Below are 17,592 nucleotides of genomic sequence, written 5' to 3' on the forward strand. Positions count from 1 at the left end.
GAACTTAGCAGGTTTAAAAAGTAAATGTTAATTTAGAACAACTGTCAGTGTCAGAGACTACACTACCTTAATGTTCTCTCATCAAGGCGCTTAGCTTTCTCACTAGAAAAATCTTCTCCCAATGAAACACACTCAAACACATTTCTTATGAAATATTTTTTCCCTTGATGATCTGTTAACTGTTTACCCGGCAGACCAGCCACTTTTAGTTGCACATCTTTCTCTTTCCAGCGGTAGAACACTATTTGTTCCCCTTTCTTTGTGCTGGACACATGGCACTTATATTCTTGATAAGCTGCTTCTGCGGGAACAATAAAAAGTGCCACAGCGAATAAAATACCGACATATAGAGTATTTCTCATCATTTCCAGCACTCCTTATTGGGCCCCTTAACTCCAGTATCGGTTAAGGTAATTGTTTTGCAAATAGAGTCGCGGCTAGCTTGTGTTCCTATCGCCTTGGCAGTGATCGTAAAAGAACTCGTACCACTAGATGTCACTTCATAGTATCCGTGTTCAGTTTTATAAGCTGTTGCGCCTAACCCCAGTTTTGTCATATCCGTCGCATAGGCTCTATTGTCCATATAGTACTGTTCTTGCAGGTTTGCAACACGTAGCACGGCGGCGACCCCTTCTGAACGACCACTTTTAGTGACATAATCTATATAAGAGGGGTAGGCTATAGCCGCTAATATAGCGACAATAGCTACCGTGAGCATAACTTCAATTAAGGTAAATCCTTTTATATTTCCCATTACTGATTCTCATTTAAATGATAGTAAATTCGGTTAGTCGTTAGCCCACTGCCTAACTCTACGGTTCCTTTACATTCACCATTTTCACATTCCCCCTTACCGACACCGATAATGTAAGCGATAGATTCTTCACCCTCTTTAGGTTCTGGGATGACAATCTGTGGGGTATCCGGAACCCGCTCACCAATTTCATAGTAAAGTTCACTGGATGTCCTTGTTCCCTTGTGCAAATCAAACACATAAAGTCTACCTTGACCAGAGAAGCCACAAATTCCGGCATCCAGATCAACCTCAGTATTAACTGGAGGCAAGAAAGAGGTAAAATAAACTTTCCCGTCGAAAATCAAAGACGCAGAAAGACTCTTTTCACCCGAACCTGTAAAATTAAAATACCAGCCCTTCTTGGTACCGAAGGCAATATTGTCACTTTCGGATGATGGAGCCGATGTGGTGACATTATATAGATCTGCAAGTGTCAAAGCTTCTGGGGTATCTTCACCTGTAAATGTCTTGGTCACGACATCTCTATCTTGAAATACATAAAACATATCGTTGGTAACCGTACCTAACGGGTGAGTACGATTCCCCGTACCAACAGTAACCGCATCATAGGGAAGGTTTTGGTAGGACAACACTCCCCCCTCACTATGAATATTGCTTATTTGAGTCTGCGCTACCGTGGGTTCTGCAAAAAACATCCTGTTATCTGGTGCTGTTCCCGAACCGATAGCTGCAAATTTAAAAGTTGACCAACCAGTTTTATCAGCTGAAGGTAGATCCATACGCCAAACATTACCACCTATGTCTGTTGCATATACTCTGTCAGTGATACCGTCATTATTACTGTCTAATACCGCGACCTTGTTCGGAACACTATACATACCTGCAGCTGAAAACTTATGGATAAACTCACCAGTATCGGCATTGACAATATACACAGCCTCTCCAGTTCCATCAGATGATGCCATGCCTCCACCAAATATGAGCACAGGCCCCTCTACTCCAGATATAGAGGTAACCACAGGCTCTGACCAAGTTTGTCCTAGATCCTCTAATCCACTGCTGTTTGAGTCAATCTTCCACTTAAATGCTGGGCTATCAGGATTGGTAATGTTTAACGAATAGTAGGAAACCCCACCTCGACGCATTCCCAAATAAACCCACGCCTTATTGACTTTGCCACTAGAATCCGTTTCAGTGTACGCGACAGGTGATAGGTCCATACCATAGACGCTATGCTCACCAGTTGGCAGATTTTCTCTTAAATCCGGAATATTGTTGAGCAGTTCAGCTGGAGCAAATGCCCAAGACTCTGTAACAACCCCAACGGAGTAGTCTGAACTTCCTTTGTCAGAGTCTTTAAACATATGCACTAACCCTTGGTTGGTACCAACAAGGATCCGAACATCTAAGCTTGAAGTTGAGGGGCCAAAGTTGATTGCCAAAGGTTTAGAGTGCAGTGGGTCTCCCATCACATCTTCTCTGGCACCGGAAAAGCTGCCATTATTATCATCATCATCGACATCCACACCATAGAGCCAGTCAAGATGCTCTCGAACCGCGGTCGTCTGAGAGTCTGCAATAGGGCTACCAAGTAGTGAATACATAGTCGAGGTCGATACGTTATCAATATCGACTAGGCTACTTCCGCTATTGGTGAGTATTCTTCTATTTTTAAGTGCCGTTCTCAATGCGGGTAAGACACCGCCGGCAGTGACTTTATTGCCATCATTGTTTGCTCCCGAACAGGTATTCCAAAAAGTACACGTGGTCGAAGCAATATTACCGTTAGAATCGATCGCATTAGCCGTACCGCCAGGGCCGACAATATCCCCCGAACCATTGACCTTTAGCTTTTTAAGGTTTCCACTCCAGCGAGGACCTTGTCCGGGCAGGAACATTGCAAAATAGGCTGAATTGTAGGTTTGGGTTTTATCGAAGTTGTTACTGGCGATGCTGGGTGATGTAAAAGATGAGTCAATAGACAAAATAGACTTCAGAGCATCATCCATCGCAGTGACTAGATCAAGGCCGTTCTTAGCAACGTAATAGCCTTTCGATACACCACTCACTCTGGGGTTACCCCCTCGAAATGCAGCTTCCTCGAGCAGAGCCGCAGCCGCATCCGCACCTTCGGAAAAGCCGATTGTGAATAACCTTACATTTTGCTGATTATCGACGCCACTTGAATCTTTTACACCTTTAACTAAATCATTATTGTACATATATGCTGCTAACGCAGGCATATAGCTTGTCTCATCGTCACCTCTTGTGTTCGTAAAGGTAAAAGGCGCATAGTTGGCGGCATTAGCAGCGGCAGCAGTTAACCCGGCGATAGCACCATCAGCAGCCCTGTCTAACGTTGGGGCACCGTCGGTAATATAGATGATATAGGCGGTATCGGGGCACTTTTTAAAAGGTGTGGTATAACTCCCCGAACTGATAATACTTGGTGGGTTATTTGGCACATAACCATCTATTTCATACCGTCCCTGACCGTTTCTATCTTTATTACCAAAGGTCACCGATCCACCACTAAAGTACTGATGTGCTTCATATAAAGTTTCACATAATGGTGTATTGGTTTGAGCCGGCATACCATTGATTAATGAAATAAGAGTGCTCTCATTGGCCGGTGTCATCTCCTTAATGTCAGAAACGATCCTTCCTCCATCAATCTCATATTCTTGGGGGTAATTGAGGTTAAATACCGCCAGCCCCGCATCAATAGGAATAGATAAACCGGTCAAAGCTGTCTTCAATGCATCCTTTGCTACTTCCAGGCGCGTGCCCGTGCCACCGCTACTTTGCCCCTCTTCAGTTTTAGTTACCCACTGATACCAAACTAAATAGTGCGGTGTATATAGGGTAACGGGTGAGCCTTTACCAAAATCTGTATTGGTCTCACTAAACGAACGATCGGCGTCCGTGGCTCCGGAGGTATACATATTTTTGTCATTTATTGGGTAACCATTGTCAAAATAGGTTTCATTTTTCCCCTTAATGATACTCCCCGGGTTTGCAGGATCAGGCTTAATAATATCTTCATGGCAGTCAACCAAAGCAGCCTTATTCAGACCGTTATTTTCAGCTAAAGAGAACCACTCCCCGCTCTTACCGCTTGACTTAAACTCTCTAATATAACCTGTATATCGGCCGCGCTCATTTAATGCTGTAACTGCACTATTACAGTTGTTATTCGACACCTCAAAACGACGACTTTCGTTGGGGTCCTCCGGTACAGGCATACTGGCGGTATTATCGATTCCGCCGGCATTCCAATAGATTCCTTTATTATTGATATATCCGGAGTACCCATCTAAATAGTCACCAAAACCATCGGCGTAATTACATGCCCCGCTGGCTTTCTCAGCTGCAGAACAGTACGAACTCACTGCATTTTGATCCTCTGTCGACATACTACCGGAGTTATCAAAAACAAATAAAACCTGTGGACGTTTACCGGTATTGACTGAAGAGTCAATCAGATAGAGTTCAGTATCGTCGGCAAAAGTGCCTGCCGACAAAATCACTAAAACGGTGAACACACCATATAAACAGTTTTTATAAAACATATCGTTAATTCCCTGTCAGCACTTGCTGCTCTACACCCGAGGCAACGGTAAGCGAACCTAAATCATCTCGACCAAATGCCACCGTACTCGTTATTTGTACTCGTCTACAACTAACCAGATCGGCCCCAGTGGCATTTGATGTTCTCTGACAACCAACATCTCTTACGCCAGTCTCAGGTAACGGAGTGATCACTTGATTGCTGCCAAAAGTTGTCACAGTAGTTCTGGTAGCAAGGCTGGCGAAAGAAGCGCCAGCATTATCGGCTATCACCTGAGTGAGTCCGCCATCGGCAACAGCCTTTGCTTCGAGCCTTTCTGAACCTGCGCCAGCCATTCTCATCGATTGATTGGAGTTTACGGCTAAAGCGACACCAATCACGGTCATGATGACAAGCACGATCAAAGAAAAAAATAGTGCAATACCTTTCTGTTTTCTCATCTAAAACCTCAATTAGCTTCTTATCAATACCGGATTTTCTAAAACAATTGTCGTCGACATCACCTTACGCCTAAAATGATCGTTAGGCGCATCGATAACCTTATCGCCAAGCTGATATTGAGTTTCATTGGTATAGTTATTATCCTGTTGAGGCGAACGTACCAACAAATACATTTTCAGTGCTACCAGTCGCTGAAAACCTTCATTGTCCCACATCAAAGAGGTCACACTCTCTGCAGGCATATAGCTATCAGGAGTGCTATCACCGTCATTATCAAAACCATAGAGAATTCTCATGTTTTCGATGCCCTCAACCAATTGTTCATCATTACTCATGCCCGTACTTGTAAGGGTTTTACGGCGAAGAATAGGAATACTTTCGGCATTGTCACCAATAAAGTAAACGTGGTGCTGATACTCCCAGATCCGAGAGTTTGTTAAATTAGCTGATGGCGCCCCATTACTGAAAAAAATAGCCTGACTGGAAGTCGCTGATACGTAGTATCCAGATGCATCACCTGCCACAACACTCGGACCAACAAAACGCTTAATCTGCAGTACATCAGTTTTATTTTTTACACTATCGGATAAACACGCCAAACTCTGAGCACTTACACCGTTTTCATACCCCCATAGACGCCTAAAGTGGGCAGCTTGATTATTCGGTAAGCTGGCATTATTTAAGCCTGCTCCAATGCAGTCTGTACCTGTGGGAGGAATTGTTGCATCAACTGTCGTATTCACACCCACGATGAAATCAGTACCAGTAAGATCTCCCATAAACCCCAACTGACTAATATCTCGCTCCATAATAGCCAGTGCAATACGGCCATTTTCCTGAATCTGATTAAATTGTCCTGTTGTCGTCACATTAGATGAAGACATATTAAACATGGTAAAAACACCCGCAGACAAAAATAGGCTAATCACCAGCGCCACCATCAACTCTACGAGTGACATCCCTCTTTGAAACTTTGTCATACTACCTGCTAATTTCTTCATTTAAATGATCACTGTTTGCAATGTAAAGAGTCGACGCCTATCACTTGAAGTTCCACAACTGCCTGTTTCACCTGCATCCGACACTGGGCGAATCCCTTTCCAGGCCATAACCACTGTGACATTGTTGCCATTGATAGTTACGCAGCCTGTCGGAGTGTCCAGCCCACCAACGTTTGTCGTTCCTACCTTCTCAGCTTGACCCACAAAGGACGCTCTCCATTCATAGAGATCCCATGCTACTGTTTCGCTTGTGCTACATATAGCAGCTCCTGTACATGCTTTTGAGGGAATTGTAGGGACACCAGTATAGTTCCCTGCATAATCTGGAAGTTGGTCTCGATTGAGTTTCATTCGGCTGATAATATCGCTGGCATAATAGGAGGCTTGAGTCTGCTGAAAGGACTCGAAGCTACCGCGTTTAGCGACAATATGAAGATTGAATATACCAACCAACCCAATAACTAAGATCACAAGTGCAACCATCACCTCGATTAAGGAGAAGCCCTTAGCTCTGTCATTCATCTGTGTCAAATCCCCTTCCTTCGCCACATTATTGACGGTAAAAATGGTAATTTACCCTTTAAAAATCTGAAAGTTAGGCTAAACAACCATAGTAATGGTTAATGATAGTTTAGTCGAATGTTAGGCGCTAGTAATATTAGTGTCTAAAAATCGACTCTGTTAGATCCAGTATGAAATTCAGGCAACAAAAAAGGAGGCCTAAGCCTCCTTTTTATGAATATAACTAACTAGTTAATCAAGTTACCTGAGTTCGGCCGGGACTGCAAAAACGGTATCCTCTTTACGTCCTTCAACCTCGGTAATAACGCTGGGCGCAAGCTTGGCGACTGCGTCTATGACTTGTTGAACAAGCACTTCGGGAGCTGACGCTCCGGCGGTCACTGCAACTCTTGTCACGCCGTCAAACCAAACAGCATCTATATCTTCTGAATTGTCGACCAGATAAGCTTGAGTACCTTTCTTCTGGGCTAGCTCACGAAGACGATTTGAATTGGAACTGTTCTTCGAACCAACCACAAGAAACAGGTCGACATCATCTGCAACGTTGCGCACGGCATCTTGCCTGTTTTGGGTAGCGTAGCAGATGTCATCCTTTCGAGGGCCTTGAATCGCCGGGAAGCGCTTCTGAAGTGCCTCGATAACATCCTTGGTATCGTCCATCGAAAGGGTCGTTTGAGTAACAAAGCATAAGTTATCCTCATCTTTGACGACTAAGGACTCTACATCGGCCGGAGACTCAACCAGCAGCACACCACCATTGGGGTTATTATACTGCCCCATGGTGCCCTCAACCTCAGGATGGCCCGCATGGCCAATCAGAATACACTCGACACCTTTACGACTGGCACGGGTCACCTGCAGATGAACTTTAGTCACCAATGGACAAGTGGCATCAAATACCTTTAAACCACGGCGCTTTGCTTCGGCTCTCACGGCTTGCGATACACCATGAGCACTAAATATCACAATACTATCGTCGGGAACCTGATCAAGCTCTTCGACAAAGACAGCACCTCGGTCTTTAAGGTTCTGTACCACATAGCGGTTATGTACGACTTCATGACGCACATAAATCGGCGGTGAAAACAGTTCTAATGCACGTTCAACAATGCTGATAGCTCTATCGACACCGGCGCAAAAACCTCTGGGGTTTGCCAGTTTTATCTGCAGACTCTTAGCTTCTTGCATACTCTAAAGTACCTGTACGACTTCAAGTTCGAATGTGACTGTCCGACCCGCTAAAGGATGGTTCAGATCGACCGTAACCGAATCTCCAGCCAGTTCACGAACGATACCGGGGATCTCACTTCCACCAGGGCCGCCAAAACTGACGATAACACCAGGCTCGAGTGACATATCAGCCGGAAATTTACTTCTGTCCATATGATGAATCGCATCAGGATTAGACTCACCAAAGGCATCAACAGCGCCGAGGGTAAAAGAGTGCTTATCCCCTTCGACCAAGTTTGCTATTTGAGACTCAAAAGCCGGACTCAGAGTATCGTCACCGATATTCAATCTGGCGGGTTTGCCGGAAGCCTTGGTGCTATCGGCAGTAGAGCCATCTTCTAGCACTATATTCATATGACATAAAATTGAACGTAGATCAGACAAGTGTATTACTCCTTCGCCGCGTTATTATCATTTTGCTCTTTCTGACTCTTCTCTTTATCGTCACCGATAAATGAGTCAAGAATGATCAGACCCGCACCGATACAGATAGCCGAGTCGGCAATATTGAAAGCAGCAAAATGACTGGTATTCCAGAAAAAATCTAAGAAGTCTACAACATAGCCGTGTTGCAAACGGTCAATCAGATTTCCTAAAGCCCCGCCAATCACTAAGGTATAGGCTAAATTTAGCCTCCACATCTTAGTCGGTTGCTTTCTGAGCCATATAGTTAATATGGTGCTAAATGCGACAGCAATAAAGGTAAATAACCATTTTTGCCACCCTCCGGCATCACTTAAAAAGCTAAATGCGGCGCCATAATTGCGTACATAGGTAAAGTTAAAGAAAGGTAATAAGTTCACCGATTCATGCAGTTCAAAGTTGGTTAAGACCCATTGCTTCGATATCTGGTCGGCGATAAACACCAATACAACTACCCAATACCAACGCAAACCACTGTCTTTCCAGTTAGTTGGCATTAAAATGTTTCCTTCTATGCATACTTTGGCACATCGTCTTATCAAATAGATACTGATAATAGCGAAAAAAAATCTAGCGAATCGACCAACGAAAGTCGGAAGCTTACGCTTCCGACTTGGTTAGTATTAACACTTCTCTTTAAGCAAACTGACGAACTTCACCGTCACCTTCAATATTGGTCACACAACGAGTACAAAGCGTTGGATGCGCTTCCACTTGACCAACTTCTTCTCTGTGATGCCAGCAACGTTCACACTTCTCAGTTTCTGCCTTATGTAATCCAAGCTTCAACGATGTCATTTCGGTTTCGATAGCATCGGCAGGTGCAGATGATAGTGAAACAATCTCAGTTTTCGAGGTCAATAGAACGAATCTGAGCTCATCTCCTAATGTCGCTAATGCTTGTGACAACGCATCGTCCGCATATAGAGTAATTTCAGCTTCCAGAGAACCACCAATCTGTTTCTCACGTCGAGCTTGTTCAATGACTTTATTGACTTCGCCACGAACCGTTAGCAGTTGCTCCCAATAATCATCACTCAAATCTGACTCTAATGTCACAGACTCAAGGCCCTGATACCACTCTTGAGTGAAGACATACTTCTCACGCTCACCCGGCAGTAACTGCCAAATTTCATCGGCGGTGAAACTTAAGATTGGTGCTACCCAACGCACCATAGCTTCAGAGATCAAGTAAAGCGCACTCTGACAGCTACGACGTGCCAGGCTGTCTCCCTTAGCCGTGTACTGTCTGTCTTTAATGATATCTAGATAGAAGCTACCCAGCTCAACTGAACAGAATTGCATTAACTTCTGTGTTACCACGTGGAAGTTATACTGTTCGTAAGCTTCAAGCAGCTCCTCTTGCAGTGCAGCGGCGCGGCGCACAACCCAACGATCCAGCGCAACCATATCTTCAACGGCCACGAGATCTTTAACAGGATCGAAGCCATTGATGTTAGCAAGCAGGAATCGTGCAGTATTACGAATACGACGATAGGCATCGGCGCTACGTTTTAAGATCTCATCAGAAACCGTCATCTCACCGCTGTAATCGGTCGCAGCGACCCATAGACGCAGGATATCGGCACCTAACTTATTCGTCACAGTTTGTGGCGCAATAACATTACCGATAGATTTTGACATCTTGCGGCCGTTACCATCCACGGTAAAACCGTGAGTAAGCACTTGCTTATAAGGTGCTTTGCCATTCATAGCTGTCGAAATCATCAATGAAGACATGAACCAGCCACGATGCTGATCGCTACCTTCTAAATAAAGATCGATCTCATGACCCTGATACTCGGGACGTGAGGCTACAACCGACGAGAAAGAAGACCCTGAGTCGTACCATACATCCAATGTGTCTGTCACTTTACGGTACTGATCAGCTTCATCACCTAGAAGCTCTTGAGCATCAAGATCCCACCAGGCTTGAATACCTTCCTGTTCGATCTTATTGGCAACACGCTCCATCAAAGAGGTGCTGTCCGGGTGTAACTCTTCTGTTTCACGGTGGACAAATAGGGTAATTGGCACGCCCCAGGTACGTTGGCGGGAGATACACCAATCCGGACGATTCTCAACCATCTTCTCGATACGGCTCTGGCCCCAATCCGGGATCCACTGAGTCTGTTCAATCTCACCAAGCGCCTGCTTTCTCAATCCTTTTTGATCCATAGAGATAAACCACTGTGGCGTAGCTCTAAAGATGATCGGAGTCTTATGACGCCAGCAATGCGGGTAACTATGCATGATATTTTCATGCTTGATTAAGGCACCCTTCTCTTCGAGAAGCGCTACGACATTGCCGTTAGCCTTAAACACATGTTGACCGGCAAATATCTCTGTATCAGCCTTATAAACACCATTATCACCGACAGGGTTAGCCACTTCCAGACCGTACTTCTGTCCGACAACGAAGTCATCCTGACCATGACCAGGCGCCGTGTGTACAACACCGGTACCCGAATCAACGGTTACGTGGTCACCTAAAATAACCGGTACGTCAAAGTCATAGAAAGGATGGTTAAATCGCAACAACTCAAGCTCTTGCCCTTTGACCTTACCTAGTGCCTTATGAGACTCGACGCCATAACGCTCCATGCAAGACTCTACCAGCGCATCGGCAAGGATAACTGTAGAGGTAGCGCCATCTTTTACAAACTCAACCAAAACATAATCAAGCTCTGGCGAAACAGATAGGGCTCTGTTTGCCGGCAATGTCCACGGTGTCGTCGTCCAGATAACCATAGATGCAGAACCTGCGCAGTCCTGCACATTAAATTTAGCAAGTAAGGCAGCTTTATCTGCAGCAGCGAAAGCGACATCGATAGCCGGAGACTTCTTATCTTCGTATTCAACTTCGGCTTCGGCCAGAGCTGAACCACAATCCGTACACCAATGAACCGGCTTAACACCTTTATGTAAGTGGCCACTATCGATCACTTTAGCCAACGAACGAACGATATTCGCTTCAGTATCGAAGTCCATCGTAAGGTAAGGCTTATTCCAATCGGCAAAAACACCTAAGCGAATAAAGTCATCACGCTGACCGTCGACCTGCTTAGCGGCATATTCGCGACACTTTTCACGAAATTCAGCTGCCGTTACTTTATGTCCCGGCTTACCGACTTTCTGTTCGACCTTTAGCTCGATAGGCAAACCATGACAATCCCAACCAGGAATATAAGGTGCATCGAAACCAGATAGTGTTTTAGATTTTACAATAATGTCTTTTAGGATCTTATTGACTGAATGGCCTATATGAATGCTGCCGTTCGCATAAGGAGGGCCATCATGTAAGATAAAAGGCTTACGGCCAATACGGCTATCACGGATCTGTTGATACAGCCCATCTTCTGTCCAGGACTTCAACATCACTGGCTCACGATTAGCCAGATTACCACGCATCGGAAACTCAGTTTCCGGCAAATTCAAAGTAGATTTATAGTCGCTCATTGATCCTATACCGTTAATTTAGCCAAGAGGCTTAGCCTGCATCGCAGCCAAGCAGAGCTTTGGCTTTGTTAGCGTCATTGTTAATTTGTTTCTTCAGCGCTTCCAGTGATTGGAATGGCTGCTCATCTCGAATCTTTGCTACCAATTCGACTTCAACAGTTCGCCCGTACAGGTCACCGTCGAAATCAAAAAGGTGTACTTCTAATTGGCATACTTGGCCATTGACTGTAGGCCTAAAACCTACATTAGCAACACCTTCATAAGTATCGCTATTATCCCAATATAACTTAACGGCAAACACTCCTCTAACGGGAGAAACTTGGCGTTTCAAAGCAATATTGGCGGTTGGAAAACCTAATGTTCGTCCAATTTTTTCACCGTGCGCTACTTTGCCACAAAGGGTAAATGGGTGGCCGAGTAAACGTCTGGCTTGCTCCATCTTGCCTTTGGCAAGTAACTGTCTGATCTCTGTTGAGCTGACTCTTTTATCACCAAGAAGAAAACTCTGGGTACTAACCACTGCAAAGCTGTGCTGTTCACCGGCAGACTTGAGCATATTGAAATTGCCCTTGCGCTGCTTACCAAAACAAAAATCGTCACCGACAACCAGGTACTTCACCCCAAGAGATTCAACCAATAGCTTATCGATAAAATCTTCAGCAGGTAAGTTAGCGAACTTTGCATTAAAGTTAATGCACACTAACCTGTCAATACCCAGTTCTTCGAGTAAGAAGATCTTATCTCTCAAGATACTAAGCCTGGCAGGTGCACTTTCGCCCCTGAACATCTCTTGTGGTTGAGGCTCAAAGGTCATCAATGTCGCCGGAACCTTCAATTGTCGAGCCTTCTTTACTAGCTTCGAAATAACTTCAGCATGTCCACGATGGACGCCATCAAAATTGCCAATAGTGAGAACACAACCATGATGTGCTGGTAAAATATTATGTATACCGCGAATTAGTTCCATTACATTAAATAACTAGCTAGCTTAAGTGGGCGGATTATATACCAGCTGACATGGATAATCAGCAATGATCTTGCTCGCTCTTACATTGAACCACTATTTATAGTCCGGTTTTAATCTTCCAGGGACGAATTCCCAGCAGTATCATGCTCAATAAATAGCTCACAGCCCCTAAGCCAATCAGACCTAAGAGTGATATTGCCCTTTGCGAAAACACTTGTTGCAGCCAGGTATCCTGACCGGGTAAAAACTGTATTAATACAAGTGTCATCACTAAACAAGACAATAATGTTTTTAAGAAGAAGAGTCCGGTTTGTCTGTTTACCCGGTAAACGTTAGCTTTATGCAGGCCGCGATAGAGTAAACTTGCGTTCAGCAATGCCGACAGGGAGGTCGCAATAGCTAAGCCAACATACCCAAATGGAATTGCAAAGATGACGTTAAACACCATGTTACTCACCATAGCTATGATGCCATACCTAACCGGCGTTTTAGTGTCTTGCCGAGAATAATAACCGGGGGCCAGCACTTTAATCAGCATGAAACTCAACAAACCACTGCCGTAAGCCATCAAACTATAGGATGCCATCTCCACATCATCGATAGTGAACGCACCACGCATAAACAGAACCATTAACATAGGCTTGGCAAGGATGATCAAGCCACACATTGCTGGCATGCCAAGTAATAATATCGCTTTCACTCCCCAGTTCATGGTCGTTTCAAAGCCTTTACCCTCATCATTGACATGTTTTTTAGATAATGCAGGCAAGATCACAGTAGCAATAGCGATACCAAACAAGCCTAGGGGGAATTCGAGCAGACGATCTGAATAGTATAACCAGCTGATTGAGCCGGTCATCAGGTAGCTGGCAATAAAGGTATCAAACAATAGATTTATCTGAGAAACCGATACCCCGAAAATCGCAGGAATCATCAAGGTTCTTATTTTGGTGACGCCAGGGTGATTCCATCCCCAAGAAGGTTTAACAAGGGCCTTCTCTTTAAGTAAAAAAGGCAGTTGAAACAGAAACTGTATTAAACCACCAAAAAATACCCCTAATGCCAGACCGATTTCTGGCTGCTCAAGTTCAGGTGCAACAAACAGGGCAGCGCTGATGATCGCAATGTTTAAGAAAACGGGTGTAAAGGCTGAAACGGCAAATCTGCCTCGAGTATTGAGGATAGATCCAGCCAGCGCCGTGAAGGTGATAAACCACAGATAAGGAAAGGTGATTTTTAACAAGAAAGAGGCAAGTTCAAATTTAGCACCGCTGGGTTCATCATTAACCCAGGCGACGAACCAACCATTACCAAACAGTGCAATGATAACAGGCGAAGCAAGCACACCGACTAGAGTGACAATACTGACCAGTACCCCTAATGTCCCGGTAACTTTAGCGATGAGCAGACGAACCTCTTCATCGGATTGCTTCTGCTGATACTCGGTGAATACAGGTACAAATGCTTGCGCAAATGCGCCTTCGGCAAACAGACGCCTTAAGAAGTTAGGGATTTTATTCGCCAGGATAAACACATCGGCACCGCTCCCCGCTCCCATTAGGTTCGCAATCACAACATCTCTGACTAAACCTAAAACACGAGAAACTAAGGTCATTGCACTAACGATAATGCCTGACTTAATTAATTTTTTACTCAAAAAACCCCCTGAATGGAGCCGAAAACTTCAGGCGAGTAGTCTCAAAAAGTTGATTTTCCCCCTGTCACCTTCCAACAATAGCTGCTAGAATTGCGCATCATATTACACGAGTTAGGTTGAAGATAGCCAAGTTGGTTGGATTAATTTATCTTTAGGATAAAGATTCAATCATTGTCATTGACAAAATGACAAAAATAGGGCATATTCCCGACCTTTAAAATATCTAACCCTTTTAGGAGTTGCACCTTGGCTAATAGCAAGTCTGCAAAGAAGCGCGCGCTTCAATCTGAAAAGCGTCGTCAGCATAACGCTAGCCGTCGCTCAATGTTACGTTCATACGTAAAGAAAGTTATCGCAGCAATCAATGCAGGCGATCACACAGCGGCTACTGAAGCATTTAATGCTGCACAACCAATCCTTGACCGTATGGCGACTAAAGGCCTTATTCATAAGAATAAAGCTGCACGTCATAAGGCACGCTTGAACACTAGAATCAAAGCACTTGCTGCTTAATTTTAGATTTAGCGTTTAAAAAACCGGCCTAGGCCGGTTTTTTTATATCTGTTTTTTGCCTTTAGCCGGGATATTCAAAATTCAGGCACAAAAAAAACTGACAAAATCAGTTAACTTTGTCAGTTGAAGATGAATAACATGCCTAATGGCAGTAGATATTATTCAGCAGCTTGATAATTTCCGACACCTCTTTACTCTTCAGAGAGTAAAATACGGTTTGAGCTTCCTTACGGGTCTCGACCAAATTATCTTTACGCAGCCAGGCTAAATGTTGAGATAAAGCAGACTGGCTTAACCCCAATTTCTTGTTCATTTCACCTACACACATCTCTCCTTCACTAAGAAGGTAACATAGGATAAAGAGACGGCGTTCATTCGCCAAAGCTTTCAACATCACAACGGCATGATCTGCCCGTTGCTGCATTAATTCAATATTCATTACTCGCAAATTCTCCTAAAACAATCCCCGCCACTAATATAGCGTTGCCTTACAGATATAGTCGGGACATAAAGCACACTTTTTGCTAGATTGTTTTCAAAAGTGGGACATAAGTAATAAAAACAAAGGAAACTTATGAAAATCTATCGTCGTACTCTGCTCATTAGCCTATTTTTCACTGGGTTAATTGGCTGCCAACACATCCAGTTAGAAGAACCAAATGTAAAAATAACCAAACAGTTACAGCAAAGCGCATTAAACTCCCCTCTCGCTTATGATCTCGTGGAATCTCTCACAGTCGAAGTTGGCCCGAGACTCGCGGGAAGCGAAAAAGATCTTCTTGCCGTTCAGTGGGCTGAAAATAAGTTAAGCCAACTGGGCTTCGATAAAGTCTATAAAGAAGCCGTTCAAGTTCCCGTATGGTCCAGGGGAGAGGCTAAAGCCAAAGTGATCTCGCCTTTCTCACAACCTTTAGTGATCACAGCATTGGGGGGAAGTGTTGCCACCCCGAAAGAGGGCATTAGAGCCTCTATCGTAAGATTTGACACATTAGAATCATTAAAGCTTGCTGATAAAGGTGATGTTGAAGGAAAAATTGTCTTTATTGATCATATTACCGAACGCCATAAGACAGGCAAAGGCTATGGTAAAACCGTGGGCGGACGCTCCAGGGGAGCTATTAGCGCATCACAGAAAGGAGCTAAAGCTATCGTCATCCGCTCCATTGGCACCGACCATGACAGAATGGCGCATACAGGAATGATGAGGTACAAGGATGGCGTTGCAAAGATCCCTGCAGCGGCGATGTCGAATCCGGATGCCGATCTTATTAATCAGATTTTGAAACGAGATCCGAATGTTGTACTCGATCTCTTTATGTCATCACAAAGCCATGGCTTTGCGACCTCTTACAATGTTATTGCAGAGGTTACCGGCGACAGCAAACCTGATGAGATAGTGCTAATCGGTGCCCACTTAGACTCGTGGGATGAAGGCACAGGCGCAATTGATGACGGAGCCGGTGTTGCCATAGTCACGGCGGCGGGCAAGTTAATTCAAGACCTCCCTCAAAAGCCTGCGCGAACCGTTCGTGTGGTACTTTATGCCGCCGAAGAGGTCGGCCTTGTGGGCGGTAAAGCTTACGCCAAAGCCCATAAGCATGAGCTGGAAAAACATTACATTGCTGCTGAGTCGGACTTTGGTGCGGGTCGGATTTACCAGATAGATTTTAGGGTAAACGAGAGTGCCTTAGAAGCGATACAAGCGGTCAGCAGTCCTATGGAAGACAATGGGGTTAAGTTAGGTAGTAATACAGCTTCAGGAGGGCCTGATGTCTCCATGCTACCAAAACAAGGTGTTCCAGTAGCCTCACTCAGACAAGATGGTCATGATTACTTTGATTACCATCATACGCCAAACGATACCTTGGATAAAATCCACCCGATGGCATTGCAACAGAACGTCGCAGCCTACGCGCAATTTGCCTACCTGATGGCCCAGTCAGAAGTTGAACTCAGGCCCCTTACAGCCGGGTCCAACCTCAAGCCGGTTATAATAGAAGCAAAATAAGCAAGAGTCTGGCTTCTCATTAAAAAAAGCAGCCTAAGGCTGCTTTTTTAATCCTGAATATAAATAATCGACTATATTCGACGGCTTATATTCAACTTTTTGTATTAAAGAAGGCATTCCATACTGAAAGCTGTTAACTACTGTTCCTCTCGCTTGAAAACAGGCGCCAGTGCGGTCGACTCGGCTTCACAGTAGTAATAACCTGCAACATCAAACTCGATTAGCCCTGCGAGGGTTTTAATATCGTTATCCAGGATGTATCTCACCATCATGCCTCTGGCACGTTTAGCAAAGAAACTTATCACCTTATATTGACCATTCTTTCTATCTTTAAAAACAGGAGTGATCAAGGAGCCCTTTAGTGACTTAGGTTTAATAGCCTTAAAATACTCGTTAGAAGCCAGGTTCACCACAATCTCATCGCCCTGTTCCGATAGAGCCAGATTAACCTCATCGGTTATCACATCTCCCCAGAACTGATACAGGTTCGTCCCTTTGGTGTTGGCTAGCCGGGTCCCCATCTCGAGGCGGTATGGCTGCATCAAATCTAATGGTCTGAGTAAACCGTATAAACCAGAGAGAATTCTGAGGTGTTTCTGTGCGCGCTCAATACTCTGCGGAGATAAAGTGTCGGCATCCAGTCCGGTATAGACATCACCACGAAATGCATAAAGGGCTTGTTTGGCATTATCAGTAGAAAAATCCCGACTCCAACTTGCAAATCGGGCCGCGTTTAAACCGGCAATCTTATCGCTTACCTTCATAAGTGATGCTATATCAGATGGGGTTAGCTTACGGCACTCTTCGATAAGTTGTTCACTATGTTGAACCAGTTTAGGTAAAGTATGCTCGCTTGTGCCTGCTTCATTTTCATAATCTAATGTTTTTGCTGGTGAAACTAAAACTAACATCCCTTATCCTCTAATATCTCGTCTGGGCTTATCATACCCAGAGCCCCATAAAAAAACCACGCTAGTTCGCGTGGTTTTTTAGATTGTGCTAATTCATTCAACCGAACGTCAGCTCAATAATATTGTACTCGG

The 17,592-nt window shown here is 44.5% G+C and carries 16 protein-coding genes; 2 read left to right on the plus strand and 14 right to left on the minus strand.

The features are described 5' to 3' along the window. Positions 1 to 62: 62 nt before the first annotated feature. From EKG39_RS02900 to murJ, 12 genes are all read right to left on the minus strand, one after another. Complete coding sequence (locus EKG39_RS02900) at positions 63 to 365, minus strand: TapY2 family type IVa secretion system protein (protein WP_126504025.1); 303 nt, start codon at positions 363 to 365, stop codon at positions 63 to 65. Next, entirely contained in the window at positions 362 to 754 is a 393-nt protein-coding gene (locus tag EKG39_RS02905) for a type IV pilin protein (protein ID WP_126504027.1), read from the minus strand. The genes EKG39_RS02900 and EKG39_RS02905 overlap by 4 nt, the downstream gene beginning before the upstream one ends. Continuing rightward, positions 754 to 4,329: a PilC/PilY family type IV pilus protein gene (locus EKG39_RS02910; RefSeq protein ID WP_126504029.1), complete on the minus strand. Its 3,576-nt coding sequence runs from the start codon at positions 4,327 to 4,329 to the stop codon at positions 754 to 756. Before EKG39_RS02910 ends, EKG39_RS02905 begins: the two co-directional genes overlap by 1 nt. A gap of 4 nt (positions 4,330 to 4,333) precedes the next feature. Further along, entirely contained in the window at positions 4,334 to 4,768 is a 435-nt protein-coding gene (locus EKG39_RS02915) for a pilus assembly PilX family protein (protein WP_126504031.1), read from the minus strand. A 12-nt stretch (positions 4,769 to 4,780) separates the two neighbouring features. After that, positions 4,781 to 5,749 carry a PilW family protein gene (locus EKG39_RS02920; protein WP_246028398.1) on the minus strand — a complete coding sequence of 323 codons (969 nt, stop codon included), beginning with the start codon at positions 5,747 to 5,749 and terminating at the stop codon, positions 4,781 to 4,783. 21 nt (positions 5,750 to 5,770) lie between these two features. Next, on the minus strand, positions 5,771 to 6,292 hold the full coding sequence (gene pilV, locus EKG39_RS02925) for a type IV pilus modification protein PilV (protein ID WP_126504705.1): 522 nt from the start codon (positions 6,290 to 6,292) through the stop codon (positions 5,771 to 5,773). Between the two features lie 240 nt (positions 6,293 to 6,532). Beyond that, positions 6,533 to 7,480 carry a 4-hydroxy-3-methylbut-2-enyl diphosphate reductase gene (gene ispH, locus EKG39_RS02930; protein WP_126504035.1) on the minus strand — a complete coding sequence of 316 codons (948 nt, stop codon included), beginning with the start codon at positions 7,478 to 7,480 and terminating at the stop codon, positions 6,533 to 6,535. Between the two features lie 3 nt (positions 7,481 to 7,483). Continuing rightward, entirely contained in the window at positions 7,484 to 7,906 is a 423-nt protein-coding gene (gene fkpB / locus EKG39_RS02935) for an FKBP-type peptidyl-prolyl cis-trans isomerase (protein ID WP_126504037.1), read from the minus strand. A 5-nt stretch (positions 7,907 to 7,911) separates the two neighbouring features. Continuing rightward, positions 7,912 to 8,442, minus strand: coding sequence for a signal peptidase II (gene lspA / locus EKG39_RS02940; protein ID WP_126504039.1), 531 nt, complete (start codon positions 8,440 to 8,442; stop codon positions 7,912 to 7,914). Between the two features lie 139 nt (positions 8,443 to 8,581). Next, on the minus strand, positions 8,582 to 11,404 hold the full coding sequence (gene ileS / locus EKG39_RS02945; protein WP_126504041.1) for an isoleucine--tRNA ligase: 2,823 nt from the start codon (positions 11,402 to 11,404) through the stop codon (positions 8,582 to 8,584). 31 nt (positions 11,405 to 11,435) lie between these two features. Further along, on the minus strand, positions 11,436 to 12,371 hold the full coding sequence (gene ribF, locus EKG39_RS02950; RefSeq protein ID WP_126504043.1) for a bifunctional riboflavin kinase/FAD synthetase: 936 nt from the start codon (positions 12,369 to 12,371) through the stop codon (positions 11,436 to 11,438). Between the two features lie 97 nt (positions 12,372 to 12,468). Further along, positions 12,469 to 14,028: a murein biosynthesis integral membrane protein MurJ gene (gene murJ, locus EKG39_RS02955; protein ID WP_126504045.1), complete on the minus strand. Its 1,560-nt coding sequence runs from the start codon at positions 14,026 to 14,028 to the stop codon at positions 12,469 to 12,471. A gap of 246 nt (positions 14,029 to 14,274) precedes the next feature. Between murJ and rpsT the strand changes: the two genes are divergently transcribed. Beyond that, entirely contained in the window at positions 14,275 to 14,541 is a 267-nt protein-coding gene (gene rpsT, locus EKG39_RS02960) for a 30S ribosomal protein S20 (protein ID WP_126504047.1), read from the plus strand. A gap of 142 nt (positions 14,542 to 14,683) precedes the next feature. Here rpsT and EKG39_RS02965 read toward each other — a convergent pair whose 3' ends face one another. Beyond that, complete coding sequence (locus EKG39_RS02965) at positions 14,684 to 14,980, minus strand: ArsR/SmtB family transcription factor (protein ID WP_012141537.1); 297 nt, start codon at positions 14,978 to 14,980, stop codon at positions 14,684 to 14,686. Between the two features lie 135 nt (positions 14,981 to 15,115). On the opposite strand from EKG39_RS02965, the gene EKG39_RS02970 reads away from it, so the two are divergent. Beyond that, positions 15,116 to 16,549 carry a M28 family metallopeptidase gene (locus EKG39_RS02970; RefSeq protein ID WP_126504049.1) on the plus strand — a complete coding sequence of 478 codons (1,434 nt, stop codon included), beginning with the start codon at positions 15,116 to 15,118 and terminating at the stop codon, positions 16,547 to 16,549. Between the two features lie 137 nt (positions 16,550 to 16,686). On the opposite strand, the gene yaaA is transcribed toward EKG39_RS02970, so the two are convergent. Beyond that, positions 16,687 to 17,460, minus strand: a complete 774-nt coding sequence (yaaA, locus tag EKG39_RS02975) for a peroxide stress protein YaaA (RefSeq protein ID WP_126504051.1) — start codon at positions 17,458 to 17,460, stop codon at positions 16,687 to 16,689. Positions 17,461 to 17,592: the final 132 nt, after the last annotated feature.

It is taken from the genome of Shewanella atlantica (assembly GCF_003966265.1).
GTDB classification, from domain to species: Bacteria; Pseudomonadota; Gammaproteobacteria; order Enterobacterales; family Shewanellaceae; genus Shewanella; species Shewanella atlantica.